At 70.7% G+C, this 20,482-nt stretch carries 19 protein-coding genes and 1 pseudogene; 15 read left to right on the forward strand and 5 right to left on the reverse strand.

Annotation, left to right across the window (positions count from 1 at the left end):
• Positions 1-115: 115 nt before the first annotated feature.
• Positions 116-1,330: a cytochrome P450 gene (locus tag IC605_RS08745; protein WP_216321940.1), complete on the reverse strand. Its 1,215-nt coding sequence runs from the start codon at positions 1,328-1,330 to the stop codon at positions 116-118.
• An 84-nt stretch (positions 1,331-1,414) separates the two neighbouring features.
• Here IC605_RS08745 and IC605_RS08750 point away from each other — a divergent pair, with 84 nt between their 5' ends.
• From IC605_RS08750 to IC605_RS08765, 4 genes are all read left to right on the forward strand, one after another.
• The gene (locus IC605_RS08750) at positions 1,415-2,017 is read left to right on the forward strand and encodes a TetR/AcrR family transcriptional regulator (RefSeq protein ID WP_216321943.1); all 603 of its coding nucleotides are present in this window, start codon (positions 1,415-1,417) and stop codon (positions 2,015-2,017) included.
• Complete coding sequence (locus tag IC605_RS08755; RefSeq protein ID WP_246580617.1) at positions 2,014-3,021, forward strand: alpha/beta hydrolase; 1,008 nt, start codon at positions 2,014-2,016, stop codon at positions 3,019-3,021. The genes IC605_RS08750 and IC605_RS08755 overlap by 4 nt, the downstream gene beginning before the upstream one ends.
• 489 nt (positions 3,022-3,510) lie before the next feature.
• Positions 3,511-5,859 carry a GAF domain-containing protein gene (locus IC605_RS08760; RefSeq protein ID WP_216321946.1) on the forward strand — a complete coding sequence of 783 codons (2,349 nt, stop codon included), beginning with the start codon at positions 3,511-3,513 and terminating at the stop codon, positions 5,857-5,859.
• Positions 5,860-5,910: 51 nt separating this feature from the next.
• Entirely contained in the window at positions 5,911-6,804 is an 894-nt protein-coding gene (locus IC605_RS08765) for a sensor histidine kinase (protein ID WP_216321949.1), read from the forward strand.
• Positions 6,805-7,020: 216 nt separating this feature from the next.
• On the opposite strand, the gene IC605_RS24535 is transcribed toward IC605_RS08765, so the two are convergent.
• Complete coding sequence (locus IC605_RS24535) at positions 7,021-8,130, reverse strand: ROK family transcriptional regulator (RefSeq protein WP_216321951.1); 1,110 nt, start codon at positions 8,128-8,130, stop codon at positions 7,021-7,023.
• Positions 8,131-8,281: 151 nt separating this feature from the next.
• Here IC605_RS24535 and IC605_RS08775 point away from each other — a divergent pair, with 151 nt between their 5' ends.
• The 6 genes and pseudogenes from IC605_RS08775 to IC605_RS08800 all read left to right on the forward strand — a co-directional run bounded on the left by IC605_RS08775 (position 8,282) and on the right by IC605_RS08800 (position 13,590).
• The gene (locus IC605_RS08775) at positions 8,282-9,259 is read left to right on the forward strand and encodes a phosphotransferase family protein (protein ID WP_216321954.1); all 978 of its coding nucleotides are present in this window, start codon (positions 8,282-8,284) and stop codon (positions 9,257-9,259) included.
• Between the two features lie 6 nt (positions 9,260-9,265).
• Positions 9,266-10,663: an MATE family efflux transporter gene (locus IC605_RS08780; protein ID WP_216321957.1), complete on the forward strand. Its 1,398-nt coding sequence runs from the start codon at positions 9,266-9,268 to the stop codon at positions 10,661-10,663.
• A 70-nt stretch (positions 10,664-10,733) separates the two neighbouring features.
• The gene (locus tag IC605_RS25545) at positions 10,734-11,075 is read left to right on the forward strand and encodes a DUF4158 domain-containing protein (RefSeq protein ID WP_216321959.1); all 342 of its coding nucleotides are present in this window, start codon (positions 10,734-10,736) and stop codon (positions 11,073-11,075) included.
• Positions 11,076-11,622: 547 nt separating this feature from the next.
• A pseudogene (locus tag IC605_RS24540) lies at positions 11,623-12,114 on the forward strand (GAF domain-containing protein); the annotation flags it as partial.
• Positions 12,115-12,364: 250 nt separating this feature from the next.
• Positions 12,365-12,955, forward strand: a complete 591-nt coding sequence (locus tag IC605_RS08795) for a GAF domain-containing protein (RefSeq protein ID WP_216321962.1) — start codon at positions 12,365-12,367, stop codon at positions 12,953-12,955.
• Positions 12,913-13,590, forward strand: a complete 678-nt coding sequence (locus IC605_RS08800) for a GAF domain-containing protein (RefSeq protein ID WP_216321965.1) — start codon at positions 12,913-12,915, stop codon at positions 13,588-13,590. Before IC605_RS08795 ends, IC605_RS08800 begins: the two co-directional genes overlap by 43 nt.
• Here IC605_RS08800 and IC605_RS08805 read toward each other — a convergent pair.
• From IC605_RS08805 to IC605_RS08815, 3 genes are all read right to left on the reverse strand, one after another.
• The gene (locus IC605_RS08805) at positions 13,542-14,000 is read right to left on the reverse strand and encodes a hypothetical protein (protein ID WP_246580618.1); all 459 of its coding nucleotides are present in this window, start codon (positions 13,998-14,000) and stop codon (positions 13,542-13,544) included. The genes IC605_RS08800 and IC605_RS08805 overlap by 49 nt on opposite strands.
• A gap of 128 nt (positions 14,001-14,128) precedes the next feature.
• Entirely contained in the window at positions 14,129-14,413 is a 285-nt protein-coding gene (locus tag IC605_RS08810) for a hypothetical protein (protein WP_216321967.1), read from the reverse strand.
• Positions 14,414-14,699: 286 nt separating this feature from the next.
• Positions 14,700-15,347 carry a YqhA family protein gene (locus IC605_RS08815; RefSeq protein WP_216321970.1) on the reverse strand — a complete coding sequence of 216 codons (648 nt, stop codon included), beginning with the start codon at positions 15,345-15,347 and terminating at the stop codon, positions 14,700-14,702.
• Between the two features lie 689 nt (positions 15,348-16,036).
• Here IC605_RS08815 and IC605_RS08820 point away from each other — a divergent pair.
• The 5 genes from IC605_RS08820 (at position 16,037) to IC605_RS08840 (ending at position 20,481) form a co-directional block, all read left to right on the forward strand.
• Entirely contained in the window at positions 16,037-16,456 is a 420-nt protein-coding gene (locus IC605_RS08820) for a DUF4397 domain-containing protein (protein ID WP_216321973.1), read from the forward strand.
• Positions 16,457-16,641: 185 nt separating this feature from the next.
• Entirely contained in the window at positions 16,642-17,598 is a 957-nt protein-coding gene (locus IC605_RS08825; protein ID WP_216321976.1) for an ABC transporter substrate-binding protein, read from the forward strand.
• On the forward strand, positions 17,595-18,545 hold the full coding sequence (locus IC605_RS08830) for an ABC transporter substrate-binding protein (RefSeq protein ID WP_343216552.1): 951 nt from the start codon (positions 17,595-17,597) through the stop codon (positions 18,543-18,545). Before IC605_RS08825 ends, IC605_RS08830 begins: the two co-directional genes overlap by 4 nt.
• Entirely contained in the window at positions 18,542-19,507 is a 966-nt protein-coding gene (locus IC605_RS08835; protein WP_216321978.1) for a sucrase ferredoxin, read from the forward strand. The genes IC605_RS08830 and IC605_RS08835 overlap by 4 nt, the downstream gene beginning before the upstream one ends.
• Positions 19,504-20,481 carry a FecCD family ABC transporter permease gene (locus IC605_RS08840; RefSeq protein ID WP_216321982.1) on the forward strand — a complete coding sequence of 326 codons (978 nt, stop codon included), beginning with the start codon at positions 19,504-19,506 and terminating at the stop codon, positions 20,479-20,481. The genes IC605_RS08835 and IC605_RS08840 overlap by 4 nt, the downstream gene beginning before the upstream one ends.
• The last annotated feature ends 1 nt before the right edge of the window (position 20,482 follow it).

The raw sequence follows: 20,482 nt of genomic DNA on the forward strand, positions 1-20,482 counted from the left end.
CCGACCCGCCCGGCGTGTTCGAGTACAACCTGCGGTACTCCACGCCTTACGAGGGGAGCGGACAAGAGCCAGCAATTTTGTGCACAAAATTTTTAAATCCTGTCCGCTCCCCCTTTCATTCATGAACTTCAACGATGAAGTCGCGGATCTCGTAACTCATCAGCATCTCGTTGAAGGTCAGTTGCGGCGTACCCACGATGCGCAGTGGCAAACTCAGCAGACGGTGGAGAAATACGTCGCTCTCGTGGACGGCGAGGAAAGCGCCGGGGCAGCGGTGCGCGCCGTCCCCGAAGCTCAGGGCCTGCGCCTGCACGCCGCTCGGCAGGGCCCGGCGCGGGCAGAGCGTGAGCGGCCCCTCGCCGACCACCGAGGCGTCGGCGTTGGCGGTGCGAAGGTCCAGAATCATGCGCGCCCCCGCCGGGATGTGGTGCGCCGCGCCCCCCTGCTCGATGATCACGTCCCCCACCGCCTTGCGCCACAGGGTCGAGGCCACCGGCTCCAACCGCAGGATCTCGTGCAGGATGCGGTGCCGTTCGGTGCGGTCGCCCGCGAGGTACTGCCCGCGCACCTCGTCATGTTCCAGCAGGTGCCACGCCGCCACGCCGAGAAATTCGCGGGTGGTGACCATCCCGGCGGTCGCGTAGGTCAGGCACTCCACCAGAATTTCGAGGTCGTTGTAGCCCTGGCCCAGCAGGTGGCTGATCACGTCCTCCTGGGGCTTTTGGCGCCGGGCCTGGATGGCGGGGCGCACGTCGATGCGGTAGAAGCTCGACATCCTGAGCAGGCCCCTGGCCTGGGTGACGGCGCTCCGCAGGCGGGCCAGTGGACCCGCCCCCGCAACACCGCTGATGTCACTGCCGGAGAGCAACTCGTCGATGCGGCGGTCCATGCCGGGCTGAAGCGAGTCGGTCAGGCCCACCACGCGCGCGGCGACCTCGACCGAGAGTTCCATGCTCAGGTCGCTGAGGTCGGCCTGCCCCGCCCGCAGGAGCCGCACGATCAGGCGCTCGGTCAGGTGGTCGATGAAGGCGTGGTGTTTGTCCTGCACCGTCTTGGGGGTGAAGAAGCGGGCGATGGCGGTGCGCTGCTCACGGTGCTCCTCCCCGTCCTGAAAGATCACCGCTGGGCGCAGACGGGTGACGAGCACATTGTCGGTGGTGGCCCCCTGCCGCACCCGCTCGCTGTCGCGCAGCACCTGTCTCACGGCGGCGTAAGAGCGAAGGTGCCACACGTCGCCCTGAAGTTCGACGCCGGGCTGGTGGTCGGAGCCGAAGCCGGTCTTGCGCTCGGACTCGTGGAAGGGGCAACGGGGGGTGGATTCCGTGGTCATGGTGGGGCCTCCTCAGGGCAACTAATGATTCACGGTGTATCATACGAGTTATGAATGCGCGTGAGTCGTTGTGGAGAGGGACGGATGTCTGAGGTTCCATTCGTTCCCCAGCCCGATCTGCGCGTGCGGCGGACCCGCCGCCTACTCACCCAGGCCCTCATCGAACTGAGTGCCGAGCGGCCCCTTGAGGCCATCACCGTGCGCGACCTGACCGACCGGGCCGAGGTCGGTTACGCCACCTTTTTCCGCCACTACGCGAGCATTGAGGAACTGCTGCGCGGCGCGGTGGACGACCTGCGCGCCGAGCTGCTTGGCCTGTTGCCTCCGCTGGCGGGCGACTCGCCCGAGCAGGCGGGCGCGGTGGTGTTCCGGCACGTGCAGGCCCAGCCGGACCTCTACCGCCTGCTGCTCGGCACCGACCGCTCGCACGGACTGCTCGACCAGATCGTCGATATTGGCGTGGAGGGCCTGCTGGACACCTTCGAGGCCCGTCCGGACGCAGGGGTGCCGGTGGAGGTCGCCGCGCACCACTTCATCCGCTCGTTTCTGAACCTGATCGAATGGTGGCTGCGGCATGACCAGCCCCACAGCCCGGAGCGCATGGGCGAGATCTACCGCGAACTGATCCTGCGCCCCACCCAGGCCGCCGCCTTGCAGCCCCGCACCTCCCCCAGAGACCAGCGATGAACCTGAAAAAGACCCTCGGCTGGGGCACCCTCGCGGCCCTGGCCCTCGTGCTGTACCGCCGCCGCTCCCCTTCCTACAGCCAGTTGCACCCCGAACTGCGGTCGCCCCTGCTGCGCCTGCGCAGTCCGGCTTTTACCCTCCCGCTCGTCTCGCTGATGCAGCGCCTCCCCACCCGTTTCTCGGAGCCGACCGATGTGGCCTTCGAGGCCCGCACGGTGCCCGGCCCGGCCGGGGCGCCCGACGTGCCCGTCTTCCTGTACCGGCCCTTACCAGGACAGCGGAGCGACGCCGCCGTGCTGTACATCCACGGCGGTGGCTTCGTCACCGGCTCGGCCGGGGCGTACCACCGCCAGTGCGCCGGGTTCGCCCATGAACTCGGTTTGACCGTCGTGAACGTGGAGTACCGTCTTGCGCCGGGCACGCCCTTCCCGGGGCCGCTGGAGGACTGTTATGCGGTCCTGCGCTGGATGAAAGAGCAGGCGGCGTCCCTGGGCATCGACCCGGCCCGCATCGCCGTCGCCGGGGACAGCGCCGGAGGGGGTCTCGCGGCGTCGCTCGCGGGGCTGGCCCGCGACCGGGGGGAGGTGCAGCCCGCCTTCCAGCTCCTGCTGTATCCGATGCTGGACGACCGCACTGTCCTGAACACCGACCACGCCGGTCGCGGAGAATTCGTCTGGACGCCCGCCTCGAACAGGCTGGGTTGGACGGCCTATCTGGGACGCCGACCGGAGCTGGAGACCGCGCCGCCCTACGCGGCGGCGGCCCGCCTGGAAAACCTCGCGGGCCTGGCCCCCGCCTGGATCGGCGTGGGGACCCTCGACCTGTTCTACACTGAGGACCGCGAGTACGCCCGTCGGCTGAGAGGGGCGGGTGTCCCCTGCGAGTTCTATGAAGTGAAGGGCGGCTACCATGCCAGCGAGCTGTTCACCCCGGCGGCGTCTGTCTCGCGTGATTTTCTGGCGCGCAGCATGGAGGCGCTGCGGCGGGGACTGCGGCTGGCCTGACTGGGCCTCGGGAGAATTCAGGCGCCGGTGAAGACTCCCCGAAGGGGTGCCAACCACAGGGGCATACCGGGAACTGCACGGGTAAAGCTCGTGCAACACGCCCTTTTTCCTTAACGTTGTGTCTTGGACTGCGGGCCATTCTCAGGTCCTCCGTCAAGCCAGCCCGGACCACTAAGCCTGCGCTCGGCGTTGACCCCCGAGGTCGTTTGCGGGGTCACGCCAGCAGCGGCGCGAGAACAAACGCTTCGGTACCCTGTCGCGTCGTTGCCCCAAGCACCCGAGCCCGTTCGTCGCGGCCTTGGCCGGGGTGACGCGGGCACAAACGCTCTGCCCCAGCCGTCCCCCTCCTGAGCGGTTCCAGATGGTGTGCGGACAGGGGGCACCGCCGCGCCGCGCGAACGAGGCCAACCGTGTGCGGTGACCCGTGCTCTGACTTGTTCAGTTCGGTATCTTGACCCGGTGTCTCGCCCGTCCACAGCGCCCTCAGCCGTGGCTCCTTCCCCGGGTGAACGGCTGCAAACCGTCACCGAGGCGCTGGCCGCCACCCACAGCACGGAGGACGTGTTCAGGGTCGTCCTGAAGCCCGCCCTGGAGGCCGTGGGAGCCGTCGCCGGAGCCGTGCTGCTGGTGGACGGGACGCGGGAACGGCTGGAGACCGTGGCCGCTGTGGGCTACGAGGCAGGGGCCCGGACGCCCTGGCAGGACGGCCCCCTGGGCGGCCACGGCCCCGCGGGTGACGCCCTGGCACGCCGTGAGCCGCTGTTCTTCGAGCAGGCGGGCGACCTCGTGCGGGCCTCCCATTCTGGGGAGGCCCGCACGGGGAGGGTGGCCGCGGGCGCCACCGCCGTGCTGCCGATGTTGCTTGACGACCGGCCGCTGGGCGTGATCGTCCTCGACTTCGGAGAACCGCACGAGTTCACGACCGAAGAACAGCGCTTTCTGCGGACCCTCGCCGCCCAGTGCGCCCTCGCCCTGGGCCGCGTCCGGCTGAGCCGGGACCTCGAACGGCGGACCGCCGAACTGGAGGAGGAACGCACCGCCCTGGCGGCCTTTGCGCGCTTCACCGAGGCCTCGACGCATCTGGTGGACGCCCGCGCCCTTGTTGGGCAGGCCGGGGCCGTGCTGCGCGACCTTCTCGGGGTGCACGTGGGCTACTCGGCACTGGAGGACGGCCGGTGGAAGGGCGAGGTGTTCTCCGAGGACACCCCGCCGCCGGTGGTCGAGGCCGCCCGGGCCGGCTTTCCCGCCGACCTTCCCAGCTTCGCGCGTCCCTTCGTGGAGCGGGACGTGGTGTTCGTGGAGGGGTGGAACGGGGAGCAGGAGGGCGCCGAGGTGACCGGGGTGTACACGGCCGCCGCGCTGTACCCGTACTTCCAGGAGGGCCAGCCGCACGGGCTGCTGACGATGGGCTCGCTACGCGCTTCGGCATGGACCGAGCGCGAGCGTAGGGTGTTCCGGGCGGTGGGGCGCAGCCTGGCGCTGGCCTTCGAGCGCGCCGAGCACGCCCGGCAGGTCGAGGCGGATGCCCGCGCCCACGAAGCCTTTATGGCCTTTACGGAAGCCGTGGGCACCGAAACGGACCTGCTGACCCTTGCCCGGCAGGCCATTGCGGTGCTGCGTGCCCGCTTCCAGGACGGCAGTATCGGGTACTACACCCAGGACAGTGGGTTGTGGAAGGCCCAGGCCTGGAGTGAGGACATGAGCGGGGCGTTGCTGGGCAGCCTGCGGGCGGGTCTGCCGGGCAGCACGCCGCTGATCCACCAGGTGCTTCAGGCGGGCACCGCGGTGTTCACCGACGCCTGGGACCCGGAGCGGGAGGCGTTCGAGCACACCCAGGCCTACGGCACGGCCGCCGCCTATCCCCTGGTCGTGAACGGCGAGGTCGGGCACCTGCTGCTCTTCGGCCTCAAGGACACGTGGCGCTGGAGCGAGCGGGACCGGGCCGTGGTGCGCGCCGTGGGCCGGGGCCTGACCCTCGCGCTGGACCGCGCCGAGCAGACCCGGCACCTGGAGGAGGAGCGGGCGGCCCAGGAGGCCTTCGTGTCGTTCACGGAGGCCTCCAGCACCGAAACGGACGTGCTCGCCCTGGCCCACCAGGCCACCCGGGTGCTGCGGGCCCGTTTCGCGGACGCCAGCGTCGGGTACTACGAGCCCGAGGGCGAGCGGTGGAAAGCCCGGGTGTGGAGCGAGGACGTGCGGGCGGACGTGCTGGCCCTGATGCTGGCCGGGCTAAGCGCCGACACGCCGATGTTCCGCACCGTCCTTGAGCGGCGGCAGGTGGTGTTCACCGATGCCTGGGACCCGGCGCGCGAGGAGCTGGAACCCACCGAGCAGTACGGCACGGTCGCCAACGCGCCCCTGCTGGTGGGCGGCAAGGTGCGGGGGGTGCTCTCCATCGGCCTCAAGGACACCCGGCAGTGGCGTGAGTCCGACCAGGCCCTGTTCCGCGCGGTGGCGCGTGGGCTGAATCTCGCCCTGGAGCGCGCCGAGCAGACCCGGCGCTTGGCCGAGCAGAACGCCGAGCTCGACGCGCGCACCCGGGTGCTCTCCGGCTTCGCGGAACTCTCGCACGACCTGGTACTGGAAACCGACCCCCTGGTCCTGATCCGCCGCACCCAGGAGGTCGTGCTGGGCCTGCTGTCCGCGGGCTACTCCATGTACTTCGAGCCCGAGGGGGGGTGGTGGCGCCTGAAATCCCAGGTGGGCCGGGCGCCCTCCCCCAGCGTGCAGGCGGTGCTCGACGAGCGCTACCCCTTCGAGGCGGCGACGAATCTCGTGATCCCCTACCAGCGTGGCGAGGTCCACTACCAGGACGAGTACGACCCGGGGACCGACTAGCTCCCCGGCGGCGACGAGTACCCCGGCGCCACGGCGGTCTTGCCGGTGACCGTGAACGGGCGGTCCCGCGGCGTGCTGGGCTTCGCGCTGTACACCCAGCGGCGCTGGTCGCGGGAGGACCGGGCGATGCTGGAAACGGTCAGGCGCCAGCTCACCCTGGCGCTGGAGCGGGCCGAGAGCGTGGCGCACCTCGCCGAGGAGCGGCGCGGGTTGGCCGCCGCCAACGAGGAACTGGTGGCCTTTACCTACAGCGTCTCCCATGACCTGCGCACGCCAGTGCGGCACGTCACCGGCTTCGTTCACCTGCTGCGCCAGACCCTGGACGGCGGGCTGAGTCCCAAGGCGGCCCGTTACCTGAACGTGGTCGAGGAGGCGGCCGGGCGGATGAACATCCTCATTGACGGCATCCTCCAGGTCTCCCGCACCTCCCGCCTGACGCTCAGCCCGGGGCCGGTGGACCTGGGGGCGCTGGTGGACGGGCTGCGCCGGGAGCTGCGGCCGGGTGAGCGGGAACGGCGGGTGGACTGGGCGGTCTCACCCCTGCCCGTGGTCACGGGCGACGCGGACACCCTGCGCCAGGCCCTGCGGATGTTGCTGGAGAACGCCCTGAAGTTCACCCGGACCCGGGAGGTGGCCCGAATCGAGGTGTGGGCCGAGGAGCGCCCGGACGAGTGGGCGCTCTTTGTGCGGGACAACGGGGTGGGCTTCGACCCCCGGTACACGGCGCGGCTGTTCGGCATCTTCCAGCGGCTGCACCGCCAGGAGGAGTTCGAGGGGGCGGGGGTGGGGCTGGCGAACGTGCGCCGGATCATCAATCGGCACGGGGGACGGGTGACGGCGGAGGGTCAGCCCGGAGGCGGCGCCACCTTCGGCTTCACGCTGCCCAGTGCAGGAAGGGTGGTGGGGACCCACGCGGCCCCGAGCACTGCGGGCGCAGGCGGCTAAGCCCCGCTCGCCGTTCCGGTGGTCGTGCGGCCTGACTTTCTGCGGGGAGAGGGGTGAGCAGAGGGCCCGAACGTCGGCGTGGGGACCCGGTGAGGCGCGAAGGGAGAAGTGCTCGGCTCTCGTGGAGCAGGGGGGGCGGCGGTGTCCGCGCGGGGGGCTGGCGTCACCTCTGAACGGACGTCCTCGGGCGCTTGGGGCCACAACGCGACGTCCCCGCTACCGGGGCAGCGTTTCCGCTCCGCCCGTGAGCCGGGCACGCTCCAGCCACGCGGCCCCGTAGCCCCCGGCGCTGTCCACACCCCCAGCGGGTCCCAGCGGGCTGACCTGCACTCTTGGAAGCAAGTCGAGCGCCGCCAGGGCGCGCTCCACCTCCCGCCGCAGGGGACCCGCCGCGTGCGGCACGTCCTGCAAGACCATGACGGCGGGGTCGAGCACCGCCGCCACCGCCGTCAGGTGGTTGCTCAGGTCCGTGGTGAAGGCGCGCATCGCCCGCCGGGCTGCCGGGTCGCCCCCGGCGGCGAGGGCCGCCACTTCCGCCGTGGAGCCCCCGGGCAGCGCCGCGTGCAGGTGACGCAGCAGCCGAACCGAGAGGGCATCACGCCGTCCACGTGTGGCCGGGTCGGCGGCAGAGGAGACCTCGCCCGCCGCGCCCGTCGCGCCGTGGTACACCCGCCCGCTCAGCACCATCCCCAGACCGATCCCGTAGCTGTAGTTGAGGAACACCAGCGGCTCGTCCGCCGTGAGCTTCAGGGCCTGCCAGGCGTGCCAGGCACAGAGGTTGGCGTCGTTCTCCACCCGCACCGGCCAACCGAGCGCTGCGGTCAGCTCGGCCTCCAGCGGGCGGTCCCGCATGGCGAGGGGAACACTCGTCAGGGCGCGCGTCACCGGGTTCACGGCGCCCAGAACGCTGACCACCGACAGGTCCGCCGGGCCCTGCACGCCCAGCCACTCCAGCAGCAACCGCACGTTGTGCCCGGCGTCCTGGGTAAATTGCCGAACGGGGAACCCGTGCTCGGTGAGCCCATGCCGTCTGCCGTGCAGGTCGTAGCGCCCGCCCATCGCCTGAGGTCCACCGAGGTCGAGGGCGGTGACGGTAAACCGGTCGGGCGTGAGGCGCACCCGGGCCGCGGGGCGTCCGCGGCTCCCGGGCAGGGGCGCGTCCTCCAGGGCGGCCAACCCTGCGCCGATCAGGTCGTCCACGGCGGCGATGACCGTCGGCAGGCTGAGCCCGCTGCGTCCGGCAAGTTCGGGGCGGGTGGCGGGGCCGAGTTTGAGGGCCCCGTACACCCGTTCCCGGGCGGGCCGGGTTTCCGGGAGGCTGGTCACGGCGGGCCCGACCTTCGCCAGATTTGAAGGAGGTGATCGCGGCTCGACATGGTGCCGTTATTTTACTAGCTTGACTTTACTAAACTAAGACTTAGAAAATAGTTCCTGCTCTGGATGGACGCACCGGGGTCCGAGCTCTTGGAGGACTGAAGTGGACAGCAAGACCAAAAACCGCAAAACACATGAGCAGATCGCCGCGATGGCCGCCCGCGCCTTTGACGGGATGACCCTCGCTGACAGTGACGACGCCGTGCAGGAGTTGAAGGAGGGCTGGTTCAACGCGGCCTTCCTGGTCCGATTGGCCGACGGCCGGGAGGTCGTCCTCAAGATCGCTCCCCCACCCGGCGCCGAAGTGATGCAGTACGAGAAGAACATCATGGCGACCGAGGTGGCGACCATGCGCCTCGTCCGGCAGCACCCGGCCATCCCCGTGCCCGAGATTTACTTCTACGATCAGGCCCACGACCTGTGCGACTCGGACTACTTCTTCATGGCGAAGGTGGCCGGGGACAATCTGGAGCACGTGAAAGAGGCCCTGCCCCCCGAGACCCAGGCCGCCATCGAACGGCAGACCGGCGAGATCATCCGCGAGGTCAACGGCTTTCGGGGCACCTCTTTCGGATACGACGGCAACCCTGACCTACGCGCGGACACCTGGAAGGAGGCCTTCCTGCGGATCGTCGAGTCCGTCCTGGAGGACGCCGCCCGCAAGGACGCCCGGTTCGACTACAGCTACGACGAGCTTCGGGAGGTGGTGCACAGACATGCCCCGGCGCTGGAGGAAGTCACCACGCCCGTCCTGGTCCACTGGGACGCCTGGAACCCCAACTTCTTTGTCAAAGACGGCCAGGTGGTCGGCATCATCGACTTCGAGCGGGCGCTGTGGGCCGAACCGCTGATGGAAGCGCAGTTCCGGCCACTGCTCGGCGAGGGCATCACGAACCAGATGCAGGGCTACGGCAAGACGAGCTTCACCCCCGCGGAGGACCAGCGGTGCCACCTGTACTCGCTGCATCTCGCGCTCGTCATGCACGTCGAGTGTTACTACCGCAATTACGACACCGACGACATCTTCCATTTCTCCAGGGGGTTCATCGCCGAGACGATGGCCTGGCTCAAGGCCCACTGAGGCTGCATGACGCGGGCGTCCGGGGTCGAACGGCTGGGGACCGAGAGCGTCGGGAAGCTGCTGCTGGAATTCTCGTCGCAGACGACCTTCTCGCTGCTGGTCTACGCCATCTACACCGTCACGGACACCTACTTCCTCTCCGTGGGGGTGGGTCCGCTGGCGGCGGCGGGCGCCTCGATCATCGCGCCGGTCCTGATCGCCCTGGGCGCGGTGTCCACGACGGTGGGGGCCGGGGGCGCCTCGGTGGTGTCCAGGGCCTTGGGTGAGCGGCATGTGGAGCGGGCCTCCCGGACCGTGGCGATGACCTTCCTGATTTTCTGGGTGGCGGCCCTCACCATCAGCGTCCTCGGCACGCTCTTCATCGGGCCCATCGTCCACCTGCTCGGGGCCACCCAGAGCATCGCCCCCTACGCCGTCGAGTACGGCCGCATCATCTTCCTGGGGGCCATCACGAGCACCGGCTTCTCGGCCATCATCCGGGCGGATGGGAACGCGCGGTTCTCCACGGCCATCTGGATCGTTCCGGTCACCGTCAACCTGGTGCTGTGCTGGCTGTTCATCATGGTGCTGGGGATGGGTGCCGCAGGGGCAGCCCTGGCGACCGTCGCCGGTCAGACGGTCTCGGCGGGCATGGGCATCTACTTCTTCTTTTTCAGGAAGAACCGTTCCTACGAGATCAAGGCTTCGTATTTCAGACCGAACGGGCCGATCATCGCCGAGGTGCTCTTGATCGGCCTGCCCTCGTTCGCCAGGAACCTGAGCGTCAGTCTGGCGGCGATCATCACCAACAACCTCCTGAGGCAGATGGGTGGGGACGGCGCCCTGAGCGTGTATGCGATTGTGGGCAGACTCTATGCCGGGTTGCTGACGCCGCAGACGGGCATCGTGCAGGGGGTGCAGCCGGTGGTGGGGTACAACTTCGGCCAGCGCAAACTCGAGCGGGTGCGAGAAGCGGTCCGGCTTTCGCTGACGGCCACCATCGTCTATGGGGCGCTGGTCTGCGGGCTGTGCCTGCTGATCCCGGCCGCCCTGATCGCCCTGCTGTCCAAGGAGAGCACGGTGATCGCGCAAGGGCAGACGGCCCTGCGGCTGCTGGCGCTGGCGGCTCCCCTGGCGGGCGTGGCCCTGGTGACGGCGGCCTCGTTTCAAGCGGTGGGACGGGCCAGGGAGGCGCTGCTGCTGACGCTGGGCGGCATCGTCCTGGTCAAGGTGCCGGTGCTGCTGCTGGCCGCCCACCTGTTCTCCCTGACGGGCATCTGGGCAGCAGAGGCGAGTTCGGAACTGGTGCTGTGCTTGGTCTCCTGGCTGCTGCTGGGGAGAGTCCTCGCCCAGACCGGGAGCCCCCGGCTGGAGGAACAGGGGAGGGAGCACCCGTCTTCAAGCTGGAGGAAACGGTCGGAGTGAGGTGAGGGGGATCCTCCCGGGGAGGGTGAGTCCTGAAGGGGTCTGGCTGTGACTCCATCCGTCAGGCCGGATGGCCGCTCACTCAACCCCGCTCACCCGGGCCCAGCGCGAGCCATTCACGCGCGTTCCTTCCCTCGACGAACGCATCCTCTCCCGCTCCTCCCTGCTGAGGGAAGACGATCTGCGCTTGGTGCGGGAGCGGAGACGGGATTTCGACAAGCTCGGGTATGCCGTCTGGCTCACCGTGTTGCGCCATCTCGGGCGTGCGCTGCGTCCCGGCGAAACACCGCCCGAGGTCGTCCCGGCTTCCCTCGCCGCACAACTGCGGGCAGACCCCGGGCGCGATGCAGGGGTGACGCCCGCAGGGCCTTTGTTGGCGAATTCCCGGGAAGGCGCAGCGAGCGCGTGTTGATCGCCGCGGGTTGCGGTTGAACACGGCGGTCATCCGAATTCGCCCGCAAAGTCGGCATGGGTGCGGAAACCAACGCTCAGCCTCCAGCCCCCGCTCTCGCCGGGTCGGCAGGATCGGCAAACGGTCGTAAGGCCCCTGTGCGAGCAAGGGCAACCCCTCGACATGGGGCTCTTTCAGCATGGGGATGTGCTCGAACAGCAGTCGTGAGCGCCGCAACCCATCCTCCGGCCACACCCCTGTCCCCGACGTCCACGGGAGCTTCGAGATCGCGTCGAGAGACTGGGTCTTCCACAACACGGCGGCGTTCACCACTGGTCCCCGTGCTTCAAGCTGATCTTCCTGGCCCTCGCGGTCCTTTCGCCGCACCCCGGCCCACCGCCCGGAGAAGGGTCAGCCTCAGGGAAGCCCCCGTGGGGCACGCAGGAAGTTCAACCCGAGGGTCCAGAGTGTACCCGCCATCGTCCTGCTGGAGCGCGCACCGGGGGAGAGGCGTGCGGAAGGAGGAAGGCTGATCTGACCCCGGGCTGCGGACAGTATCCTCATTTCTGTGTCCAGCCCATCCACGACGTCTCCTTCCCTGAGCGAACGTCTGCGAACGGTCACCGAGCAGCTCGCCGCCGCCCGCACCCAGGAGGAGGTGTTCGGGGTGGTGCTTATCCCGGCCCTGGAGGCCCTGAACGCCATCGCAGGTGCGGTCTTGCTGGTGGACGAGACGGGGGAGCGCCTGAACCTCGCCGCCCACCAGGGCGACCGGGACGGGGCTCAGATCCTCTGGCAGGACGGTCCCCTGGACGGCGACGTGCCTGCCGGAGACGCCCTGAAGCGCCACGAGGGGCTGTTCTTCGAGGAGCGGGGTGACCTGACCCGGGCCTACCCCGGGCTGGAAGCCCGCACCGGGGGGGTGGCCGCCGTCGCCACCGCCGTCCTGCCGATGTTCCTCGACGGCGCTCCCCTGGGCACGCTCATCCTCGACTTCACCGAGCCGCATCACTTCACTCCGGAGGAGCGGCGCTTCCTGGGGACCCTCGCGGCCCAGTGCGCCATCGCCCTCGGCCGTGCCCGCCTGAGTCAGGGCCTCGAAACCCGAGTCGCGGTCCGCACCGCCGAACTGGAGGAGGAGCGCGCGGCCCTCGACGCCTTCGTCGCCTTCACGGAGGCGTCGGCCGGGACGACCGATGTGCGGGCCCTCGCGCGCCGGGCGGTGGACGTGCTGCGCGCCACCCTGGGCGAGGTGAGCGTCGCCTCCTCCGACCTGGAGGGGAGCCGCTGGAAGGCCCGGGTGTGGTCCGATGACTTCGCCCCCCGAGGTGGTCGAGGTCTTGACGGCGGGCGTCCCGTTGGACGCCCCGAGTTACGCCGAGGCCGTGGAGACGAGGGAGGTGGTGTTCGTTCCCGGCTGGGAGGCGGAGCGCGAGGGGGTGGCCCGGACCGAGGCCTACGGGGCGGGAGCGTTTTCCCCCTGCTTCGTGGGAGACGCGCCGCGGGGCCTGCTGGCGATGGGCACCCAACGGGCCGGGGACTGGTCGGCGCGCGAACAGGCGGTGTTCCGCTCGGTGGGCCGCAGCCTGACCCTGGCGCTGGAGCGGGTGGAGGCGGCCCGGCGGCTCACGGCGCAAAACGCCGGGCTCGACGCCCGCACCCGGGCGCTGGAGGCCTTTGCGGAGTTGAGCCGTGATCTGTCCCTCCAGGGTGATCCCCACGCCCTGATCCGGCGGGCCGGGGAGGTGGCCCTGTCCCTGCTGCCCGGGGGCAGCGTGCTGCTCTACGAGCCCGCGCGTGACCGCTGGCGGGCCGCGGTGCAGGTCGGCGCCCCCTCGACCCCGCCCTTCAGGCGGCGGTGGACGCCGGGCTCGCCTTCGAGCAGACACACAACCTGCTGATCCCCTGGACCAGCGGGCGGCCCGTCTACCAGGACCTCTACGACCAGGGCACCGACCACCTCGGCGACCTGGCGTTGGGGGTGGGGGCCACGGCCACGCTGCCGCTGACGGTCGGGCACGAGCGGGCGGGCGTGCTCGCAGTGGTCTTGTCGCGGCCCCACGTCTGGTCGGCCACCGACCGGGCGGTGCTGGAGACGACCGCGCGCCAACTGGGCCTGGCGCTGGAGGGGTCGCGGGCGCAGCGCGAACTGGGCCGAACCCAGCACTACCTCAAGGTAGCCGTGGAGAACGCGCCCCTCCTGCTGTTCGCCACCGACGCGCGGGGTGTGTTCGCCCTGTCCGAGGGCCGGCTCTTGGACACTCTGGATCTGAAACCCGGTCAGGCCGTCGGGCACGCGGCCACAACCCTGTTCGCCCACGAGCCGAATCTCCGCGAGGGGCGGCGGCTGGGCCAGGCCCTCGCCGGTGAGGAGACGCACGACCTGATGCACTTCGCGTCCCGGGGCGTGACGCTGGAGACGTGGTTCACCCCGGTCAAGAACGCTGCGGGTGAGGTGACCGAGGTGGTGGGCGTGTCGCTGGGAGTTCACCACGTCCTGCCCGTCCACGCCGCCCAGCGGAGACCGCCCTGCTGATTTACGACACTGCCCGCAGCATTGGCAGCCGTCCCGGCGGCGTTGGTCGCCACGCCCGCCACGTTGCCCAGCAGGTTGCTCGCGGTCCCCAGCAGCCGGGCGGCGCTGTTCAGGGCGAATAGGCTGGTCAGCAGCACGAGCAGGCCGCCCGTCACGAGTCCGGTGAGGGAAGCGTCGTCATGGGTCATGATAGCGATGCCGTCGTCGTTACGGGTGACGGGGGCGCTGGCCCGCACGGTGGTCAGACCCGCGACGTAGGCGCCCACCAGCGCGGCGAGGGCCGTCCAGATGCCCGCGGCGACGCCGGTGCCCAGGGCGATGATCGTCAGGGTCGAGACCAGGCCCACCAGGCCCGCGAGGACGCCGCCCCAGTGGAGGCGGTGGGAGCGGCGGTCGGCATTCAGGGTCATGGGGTCTTCCTCAAGCAGTTGACAGAAGAGTGTCATGCTGAGCGCAAGCGAGGCAGCTTCAAACACTGTGGAGGAGACCCTCCGCTCCGCTCAGGGTGACCAGTGTTCTGGCAAAAGAAGAGGAAACGTCAGTTCAGGTCGGGTGGACGGTTGGACTGGGGCGGGTGGGCGCGGGGTTCATGAGCTGGCCGCGTGTGCAGCGCGATGCCCAGGCCGAGCAGCAGGCCGGAGAGCAGCGCCAGCCCGGCGGTGAGCAGCACCTCACGCCCGGGATGGAAGAAGCCGGTGGAGCGGTTCGCGCTCGCCACGGCGACGAGCTGGTTGAGGTCGATGAGGTTCTTCGCCAGCAGCCCCACCGCGCCCAGGAGCACGACCACGCCGAAAAACAGCAAGACCCGCTTCAGGTTATTCACAGTCACCTCCTCGGGGGAGACGGAGGAAAGCCGTCGGGCTCCCTCAGGCGGGCAGGGCGCTCTCCTCCTGCCGCCGGTCGTCGAGGGCGGGGGAGCCGAAGCGCGCCCGCAGTCGGACGCTGGCCGTACCCAACAGGGCCGTATACCGCGCCCAGACGCCTGCCCAGGACCGTAGGGGCGCTCCCACCGCGTGGAAGCGGGCCCAGACTGACCCAAAGGCCGCGCGGCACAAAGAAGGGGAGATATCCGTTCCACACCGGCAGGCTGAGCAGGGTGGAGCCCATCCTCACCCGCCGCTGCTCTGGGTCCGCCCCTCCACCTCGTCCTGGCTGATGACGTGCTGCTCGGTGTCTTCCTCGAACAGTTCCTTCTTGGCGCGCGCCGTCACGTCCGGGCTCTTCTGCTGCTGCGCCTCCTTGGCCTGGTGGCTGTGCCGCTGGAAGAACACCAGCGCCGCCACCACCACCGCCAGCGCCGCGCCGAACTGCAAGGTCTCCAGCGGGTCCTCCCAGCGGACGAAGTGCTCCAGAAAGGTCACGCCCAGGATGACGATGACCACGCTGACGATCTTGTCCTCGAGGTCGTTGAGGGTCTCGATGCCCAGGCTGACGGTGAGGTTGAGGGGCGCGATGAAGAGGCTGTAGAGCCCGACGCCGATGATGTAGAACACGACCGCCTTGAGCATGGTGCTGACGATCTCCAGAAAGACGAGGGTGAGGTTGGCGGCGTTGAACTGCAAGTCGGCGACGGCGGCGGCGGCGTTGACGATGCCGGTGAGGGCCTGGATGACGCCGATCAGGAAGAGGGCGGCGGCGACGAGCAGTACGGAGATCACGGCCAGCAGCACGATGAAGCGCGACTGCCCGATGAAGCGGCTGAAGGGGGTGGGAGGACGGCCCCCCTGGTCGGGGGTCTCGGAACGGCGTGAGGTCATGGGACTCCTTGCGGAAAGAGGGAGGCGGGGTGGGGTGCAGGGCGGCCCGGGCGCGGCGGCGTGCGCCGCACGGACCCTACCCGGCCGGGGCGCCGCGAGACTGTCCGCGACCACCCGCAGGGGCTCTCGCCGCCGGGAACCGCGTCCCCCGGCGTGGCGTCGCGCATGAACAGGACAACGCTGGTGGGGTGGCCCTCCCGCCGTGCGGTGGACCTGCTCTCCCGGCAGCAGGGTGCACGCCGGGACGCACGGGCCCGGTCAGCGTGCCGACGCTGGGGTGGCCGCTGACGTGAAGGTCGGGGAGCGTCCGGCGTGTGGGTGCGGGGGGGAGCCGCGCCGCCGGGGGAGGGCCCGCCCGGGGACGGCCGGCCTGTGCGGAGGGCGGGGGTGGCGGTGGGGTGCATGGGCGGGCCTCCTGGGCGGGGAAACGGCAAAGGAGGAGCCCGCTAGCAGACTCCTCCAGTTCGGCGTATGGTCGCCGGGACCCGTCAGATCGACGCTGTTCCGAGGGCAGTGTACACGAGAAGGGCGCGGTGGGACGGTTCCACGGGCCGCGTCCGGCGGGCCCTGCCGCCCTCTCTGCACACGACCTTCGAGGAGCGCGCGAGAAACGTTGAAGGTCGCCTCCTAACCTCTGGGCAGCGGGGAAGCCGGACCGGCCCCCCGAGAGACGACCGGAGGCAAAGACCATGAACAAGCTCGTCAAGACCGCCCTGATCCCCACCGCCTTCGCCCTGACGCTGACCGGCGTGCTCGGCACCGCCCTCGCCCAGACCACCCCGCCCCGCCCCAACGTCCTCTTTCTGGCCGACACCGGCCGTCCGGGCGCGGTCGACGTGTACGTGGACGGCGCGCAGGTCAAGGCGGGAGTGCAGGCGACGGGCCGTCCCAGCCCCCTGTTCCTGACCCCCGGCGCGCACGAGATCACCGTGAAGACCAGCCTGAGCGGCGAGGTGCTCGCCACGGCCACCCTGAACGTGGCGCCCAACAGCCTCAACGCGGTGAGCCTCCAGAACAGCTCGAACGTGCCGGGTGTCCACGCGACGGACTACACCCTCGCCCTCGCCAGCGGCGGCACCGCCGTGAGGAATCTGGTGCAGAGCGATTGACACGCGTTCCCGCCGTCCCTGCTCCCCCCGTCTCCCGAAATGGAGGCGGGGGTTTTCCTGGGCGGCGGTGGGCGGGCGGCGCGAGCACCGGCCGGAGGTCCGCGGTTCCAGACCGCCTGGAACGGGAAGGGGAGCCCCCCGGCCCAAACTTGACTAAATCGGTCGGATTATGGAGTATGTCCGGCATGAAGGCCTTCCTGCTCTCCCTCGTCACCCTGTCGCTCGCCGCCGCCTCGGCGCAGCCCCTCACCCTCCGGCACGACGAGGGGACGGGCACCGTGCAGGTGACGCGCGATCCCAAACGCCTCGTCGTGCTCGACGAGCAGGCGCTCGATTTCATCTATGCCCTGGGGCTGGGTGACCGCGTGGTGGGGCTGGGCAGCGCGGTCATAGGGTCTGCCGGGCTCACGGCGGGCGGATACCTGAGACCCGAGGTCCTGAAGACCGGCTACCTGGCGCGCGGCAGGCTGAACAACCCCCGCTTCGTGGGGACCTGGACGGCGCCCAACCTGGAGACCATCCTGTCGCTGAAGCCCGACCTGATCGTGCGCTCGACCTGGGAGGGCAACCAGCACTACGCCAACCTCAACAAGATCGCCCCGACCGTCGGCTACCGCGAGGACGCCTCCGGCTTCTGGCAGGGGAGCCTGCGCGACCTCGCCCGCGTCTTCGGGCGGCAGGTGCAGGCTGAGCGGGTGATCAAGCAGGTCTCGGACGTGAACCGCGCCAACGCCCGCAAGCTGGCGGCGGCGGGCGTCTTCCGGAAATACCCCAAGGTCGTGGTGATCTCGCCCTTCACGGGGGGCAGCACGTGGCTGTACAACGAGGTCCGCCTCATCGACGACCTGCGCGCCCTGGGGTTCAGGGACGGCCTCAAGGCCCCCTCCACCACCCTGGGTGTCGGCGTCCAGATCAGCGACGAGGCGCTGCTGGGGCTCGACAAGCAGACGCTGGTGGTCATCATGCCGCCCGCCGGGCAGTACAACGGCGGCGAAGCCTTCCTGAAGTCGGCGGTCGGGCAGCGGCTCAGGGGCCAGAGCGTGATCTACAACCTGGAGGCGAGCAGCCCGTGGTCGGGTCCCCTGGTCTCCATGCGCAACAGCAACGACGTGACCCGGCTGATTCTGGAGGCGGTGAAGTGAGGAGGCTGGGGCTCGCCGCCCTCGCGGCCGTGCTGGGGCCCAGCGGCCCCGCCCTCGCCCAGACGCCCTCCTGTGCCGGGAAGCTCGTCTCCCACGCGCTCGGGCAGACCTGCGTCAGGGGCGTGCCCAGGCGTGTGGTGACGCTGGAGTGGACGTACACCGAAAACGTCCTCGCGCTCGGGGTGCAGCCCGTCGGCGCGGCGGACACCGGCGGGTATAGGGAGTGGGTCAGGATTCCCGCGCCCCTGTCCGCGGGCGTGCCCGACGTGGGCACCCGGCAGCAGCCCAGCCTGGAGCGGATTCGCGCGCTGAGGCCCGACCTGATCCTCACCTCCAAGCTGCGCGCGACCCAGAACTACGCCCAGCTCGCGGCCATCGCGCCCACCCTCGCTTTCGACACTTACGCGCCGGGCTCCCCGTACGGCGAGATGCGCGCCACCTTCACGATCATCGGGGACGTTCTCGGGCGCCCGAACACGGCGCGGCAGGTGCTCGGCAACCTCGACGCCCGCCTCGCCCGGGTGCGGGGGGACCTGCGGGCCGCCGGGAGGGCGGGGGAGACCTTTGTCTTCGCCCAGGCCTTCACGGCCCGGGGCGGCACGCCGACCATGCGCCTCTTCACGAACAACAGCCTGGTGAGCGAGGTGCTGGAGAAAGTCGGTCTGGTCAACGCCTGGAACGCACCCGCGCAGGGCTACGGCTTTTCCGAACTCGGGCTGGAGGGGCTGGCCGCGCTGAGGCCGAGGAACTTCCTCTACGTGATTCAGCAAGAAGACAACGTGTTCGCCGCGCCCGCCACCGCGCCTCTGTGGCAGGGCCTCCCCTTCGTGCGGGAGGGGCGGGCCTACGCGCTCGACGAACGCACCTGGACCTTCGGCGGGCCGCTCTCGGCGCTCGAACTGGCGAGCGGGGTCCGCCAGAGGATGCTGGGCCGCCCCACGCCGTGAGGACGCCCCACGCCCGCCTCCCCCTGTGCGCCGACGCCTCCCGCGCCGCCGGGGAAGACCCCATCGGCACCGCCCCCCACTGGCAGGAGGTGACGGTCCTCGAACTGGACGTGCCCGTGTGGGCGGCCCTGCGCAATGTGGAGGCGTGGACCGCCGAGCAGCGCGGCCTGTTCGAGGCGCTGCGCGGCAAGGTCGAGGCGAGCGGCGCGGGCTTCGGCCTGCTGATGGCGGCGCCGGAACGTCCGGGGCAACCGTTGCGCGTCAGACACTACGTCCGGGGGGCGGGCGGCTTCACCCGCCGCGACTACGTGTCCGGCCTTCCCCAGACCGAGTGGGCGCGCGGCCTGAGCGCCACCCTCCTGCACCCCGAACGGCTCCGGGGGGGCGAGTGGGCCGAGGTGCCCGCCCCGACTGGCCCCGACCATCACGTCTGCACCCACGGAACGGTGGACGCCGCCTGCGGGAAGTACGGCGTGCCTGTCCACCACGCCCTGCGCGGGGAGGGGCAGCGCGCGTGGCGAACCGGGCACTTCGGGGGCCACCGCTTCGCCGCGACCGCCGTGGAGTTGCCGTCCGGGCTGCTGTGGGCGCACCTGACGCCGGAACTGGCGGTCCGGGTCGCGCGGCGGGAGGTTCACCCGGCGCAGGTGCGGGGGCATCTGCGCGGCTTCGCGGGCCTGCCCGCCCCCGCGCAGGTGCTCGACCGGGAACTCCTCGCGCGGCACGGCTGGGACTGGCTCAGCGCCGAGCGCGCGGCCCGGGTGGAGCCTGGGGGGGAGGGGGCCGTCCGGGTCACCCTGTCCTTTGTCTGGAAGGGCGCACGGGGGAGTGCCAGCGCCCTGATCCGGGAGGCCGAACCGCTGCGTCTGCCGGGGTCCAGCCACAAGGCCGATCTGGGCGCGGTGCGGCAGTACGCCGTTCCCGACGTGTGGGTCGCCGACGGAGAGCCGAGCCCCGCTTGAGACGCCCCCTGATCTTCGTCCTCGCCGCCGCGCTCCTGATCCTGGCCCTCCTCGCCTCGCTGGCCCTGGGCGCGAGCGACATCCACCCGGGCCGGGTCGCCCGCCTCCTGTTCGCGCCCGACGACGGCACGGACAGCCTCGTGATCCACACCCTGCGGCTGCCGCGCACCGTCGTCGCCGCGCTCGCCGGGGCGGGGCTCGGCGTGTCGGGCCTGCTCCTCCAGGGGGTGACGCGCAATCCGCTCGCCGACCCCGGCATCCTGGGGGTGGAGGCGGGCGGGGCGCTCGCCATCCTGGTGATGGTGGTGTTCTTTCCGGGGGCTCCCGCCGGGCTGTTCGTGCCCGCCGCCTTCCTGGGCGGGGCCCTGGCGGCGGCGCTCGCGTACGGGGTGGCGCGGCGGGTGGGCGTCACGCCGCTGCGGCTCGCGCTCGCGGGGGTGGCCGTCGCCAGCCTCGCCGGGGCGGTCACCCGTGGCCTGCAACTGCTGTTCGAGGAGCGGGCCCGGGGAGCGCTGTTCGCCCTCTCCGGCTCGGTGGCGGGCCGGACGTGGGAGCAGGTCGCGCAGGTCGCCCCCTGGCTGGGGCTGGGGCTGGGGCTCTCGCTCCTCCTCACCCCGCGGGTGAACGTGCTCGCCCTCGGGGAGGACGTGGCCCGGAGCCTGGGCGCGCGCACCGAGCGCGACTCGGCCCTTGTGACGGTCCTCGGGGTGCTCCTCGCGGCGGCGTCGGTCAGCGTGGTCGGGCCGGTGGGCTTCGTCGGGCTGATCGTTCCCCACGCGGCCCGCGCCCTGATGGGACCGGACCACCGCCTCAGCCTGCCCCTCGCGGCCCTGCTGGGGGCGGCCTTCCTGACCCTGGCCGACGTCGTGGCCCGCCTGATCGACCGCCCCGCCGAGACGCCCGTCGGCATCCTCGCCGCCGCCGCCGGGGCCCCCTTCTTCGTCCTGCTCGCGCGGCGGATCGGCCGCCGGTAAC

This window comes from Deinococcus aestuarii, from assembly GCF_018863415.1.
GTDB classification, from domain to species: Bacteria; Deinococcota; Deinococci; order Deinococcales; family Deinococcaceae; genus Deinococcus; species Deinococcus aestuarii.

Bases quoted from the DNA above. Each gene is read 5' to 3' on its own strand.
- IC605_RS08815 (WP_216321970.1), bottom strand. From the start codon at position 15,347: ATGACCTCACGCCGTTCCGAGACCCCCGACCAGGGGGGCCGTCCTCCC.
- IC605_RS08820 (WP_216321973.1), top strand. From the start codon at position 16,037: ATGAACAAGCTCGTCAAGACCGCCCTGATCCCCACCGCCTTCGCCCTG.
- IC605_RS08825 (WP_216321976.1), top strand. From the start codon at position 16,642: ATGAAGGCCTTCCTGCTCTCCCTCGTCACCCTGTCGCTCGCCGCCGCC.
- IC605_RS08805 (WP_246580618.1), bottom strand. From the start codon at position 14,000: ATGACCCTGAATGCCGACCGCCGCTCCCACCGCCTCCACTGGGGCGGC.
- IC605_RS08750 (WP_216321943.1), top strand. From the start codon at position 1,415: ATGTCTGAGGTTCCATTCGTTCCCCAGCCCGATCTGCGCGTGCGGCGG.
- IC605_RS08755 (WP_246580617.1), top strand. From the start codon at position 2,014: ATGAACCTGAAAAAGACCCTCGGCTGGGGCACCCTCGCGGCCCTGGCC.
- IC605_RS08780 (WP_216321957.1), top strand. From the start codon at position 9,266: ATGACGCGGGCGTCCGGGGTCGAACGGCTGGGGACCGAGAGCGTCGGG.
- IC605_RS25545 (WP_216321959.1), top strand. From the start codon at position 10,734: ATGGCCGCTCACTCAACCCCGCTCACCCGGGCCCAGCGCGAGCCATTC.
- IC605_RS08745 (WP_216321940.1), bottom strand. From the start codon at position 1,330: ATGACCACGGAATCCACCCCCCGTTGCCCCTTCCACGAGTCCGAGCGC.
- IC605_RS08795 (WP_216321962.1), top strand. From the start codon at position 12,365: ATGACTTCGCCCCCCGAGGTGGTCGAGGTCTTGACGGCGGGCGTCCCG.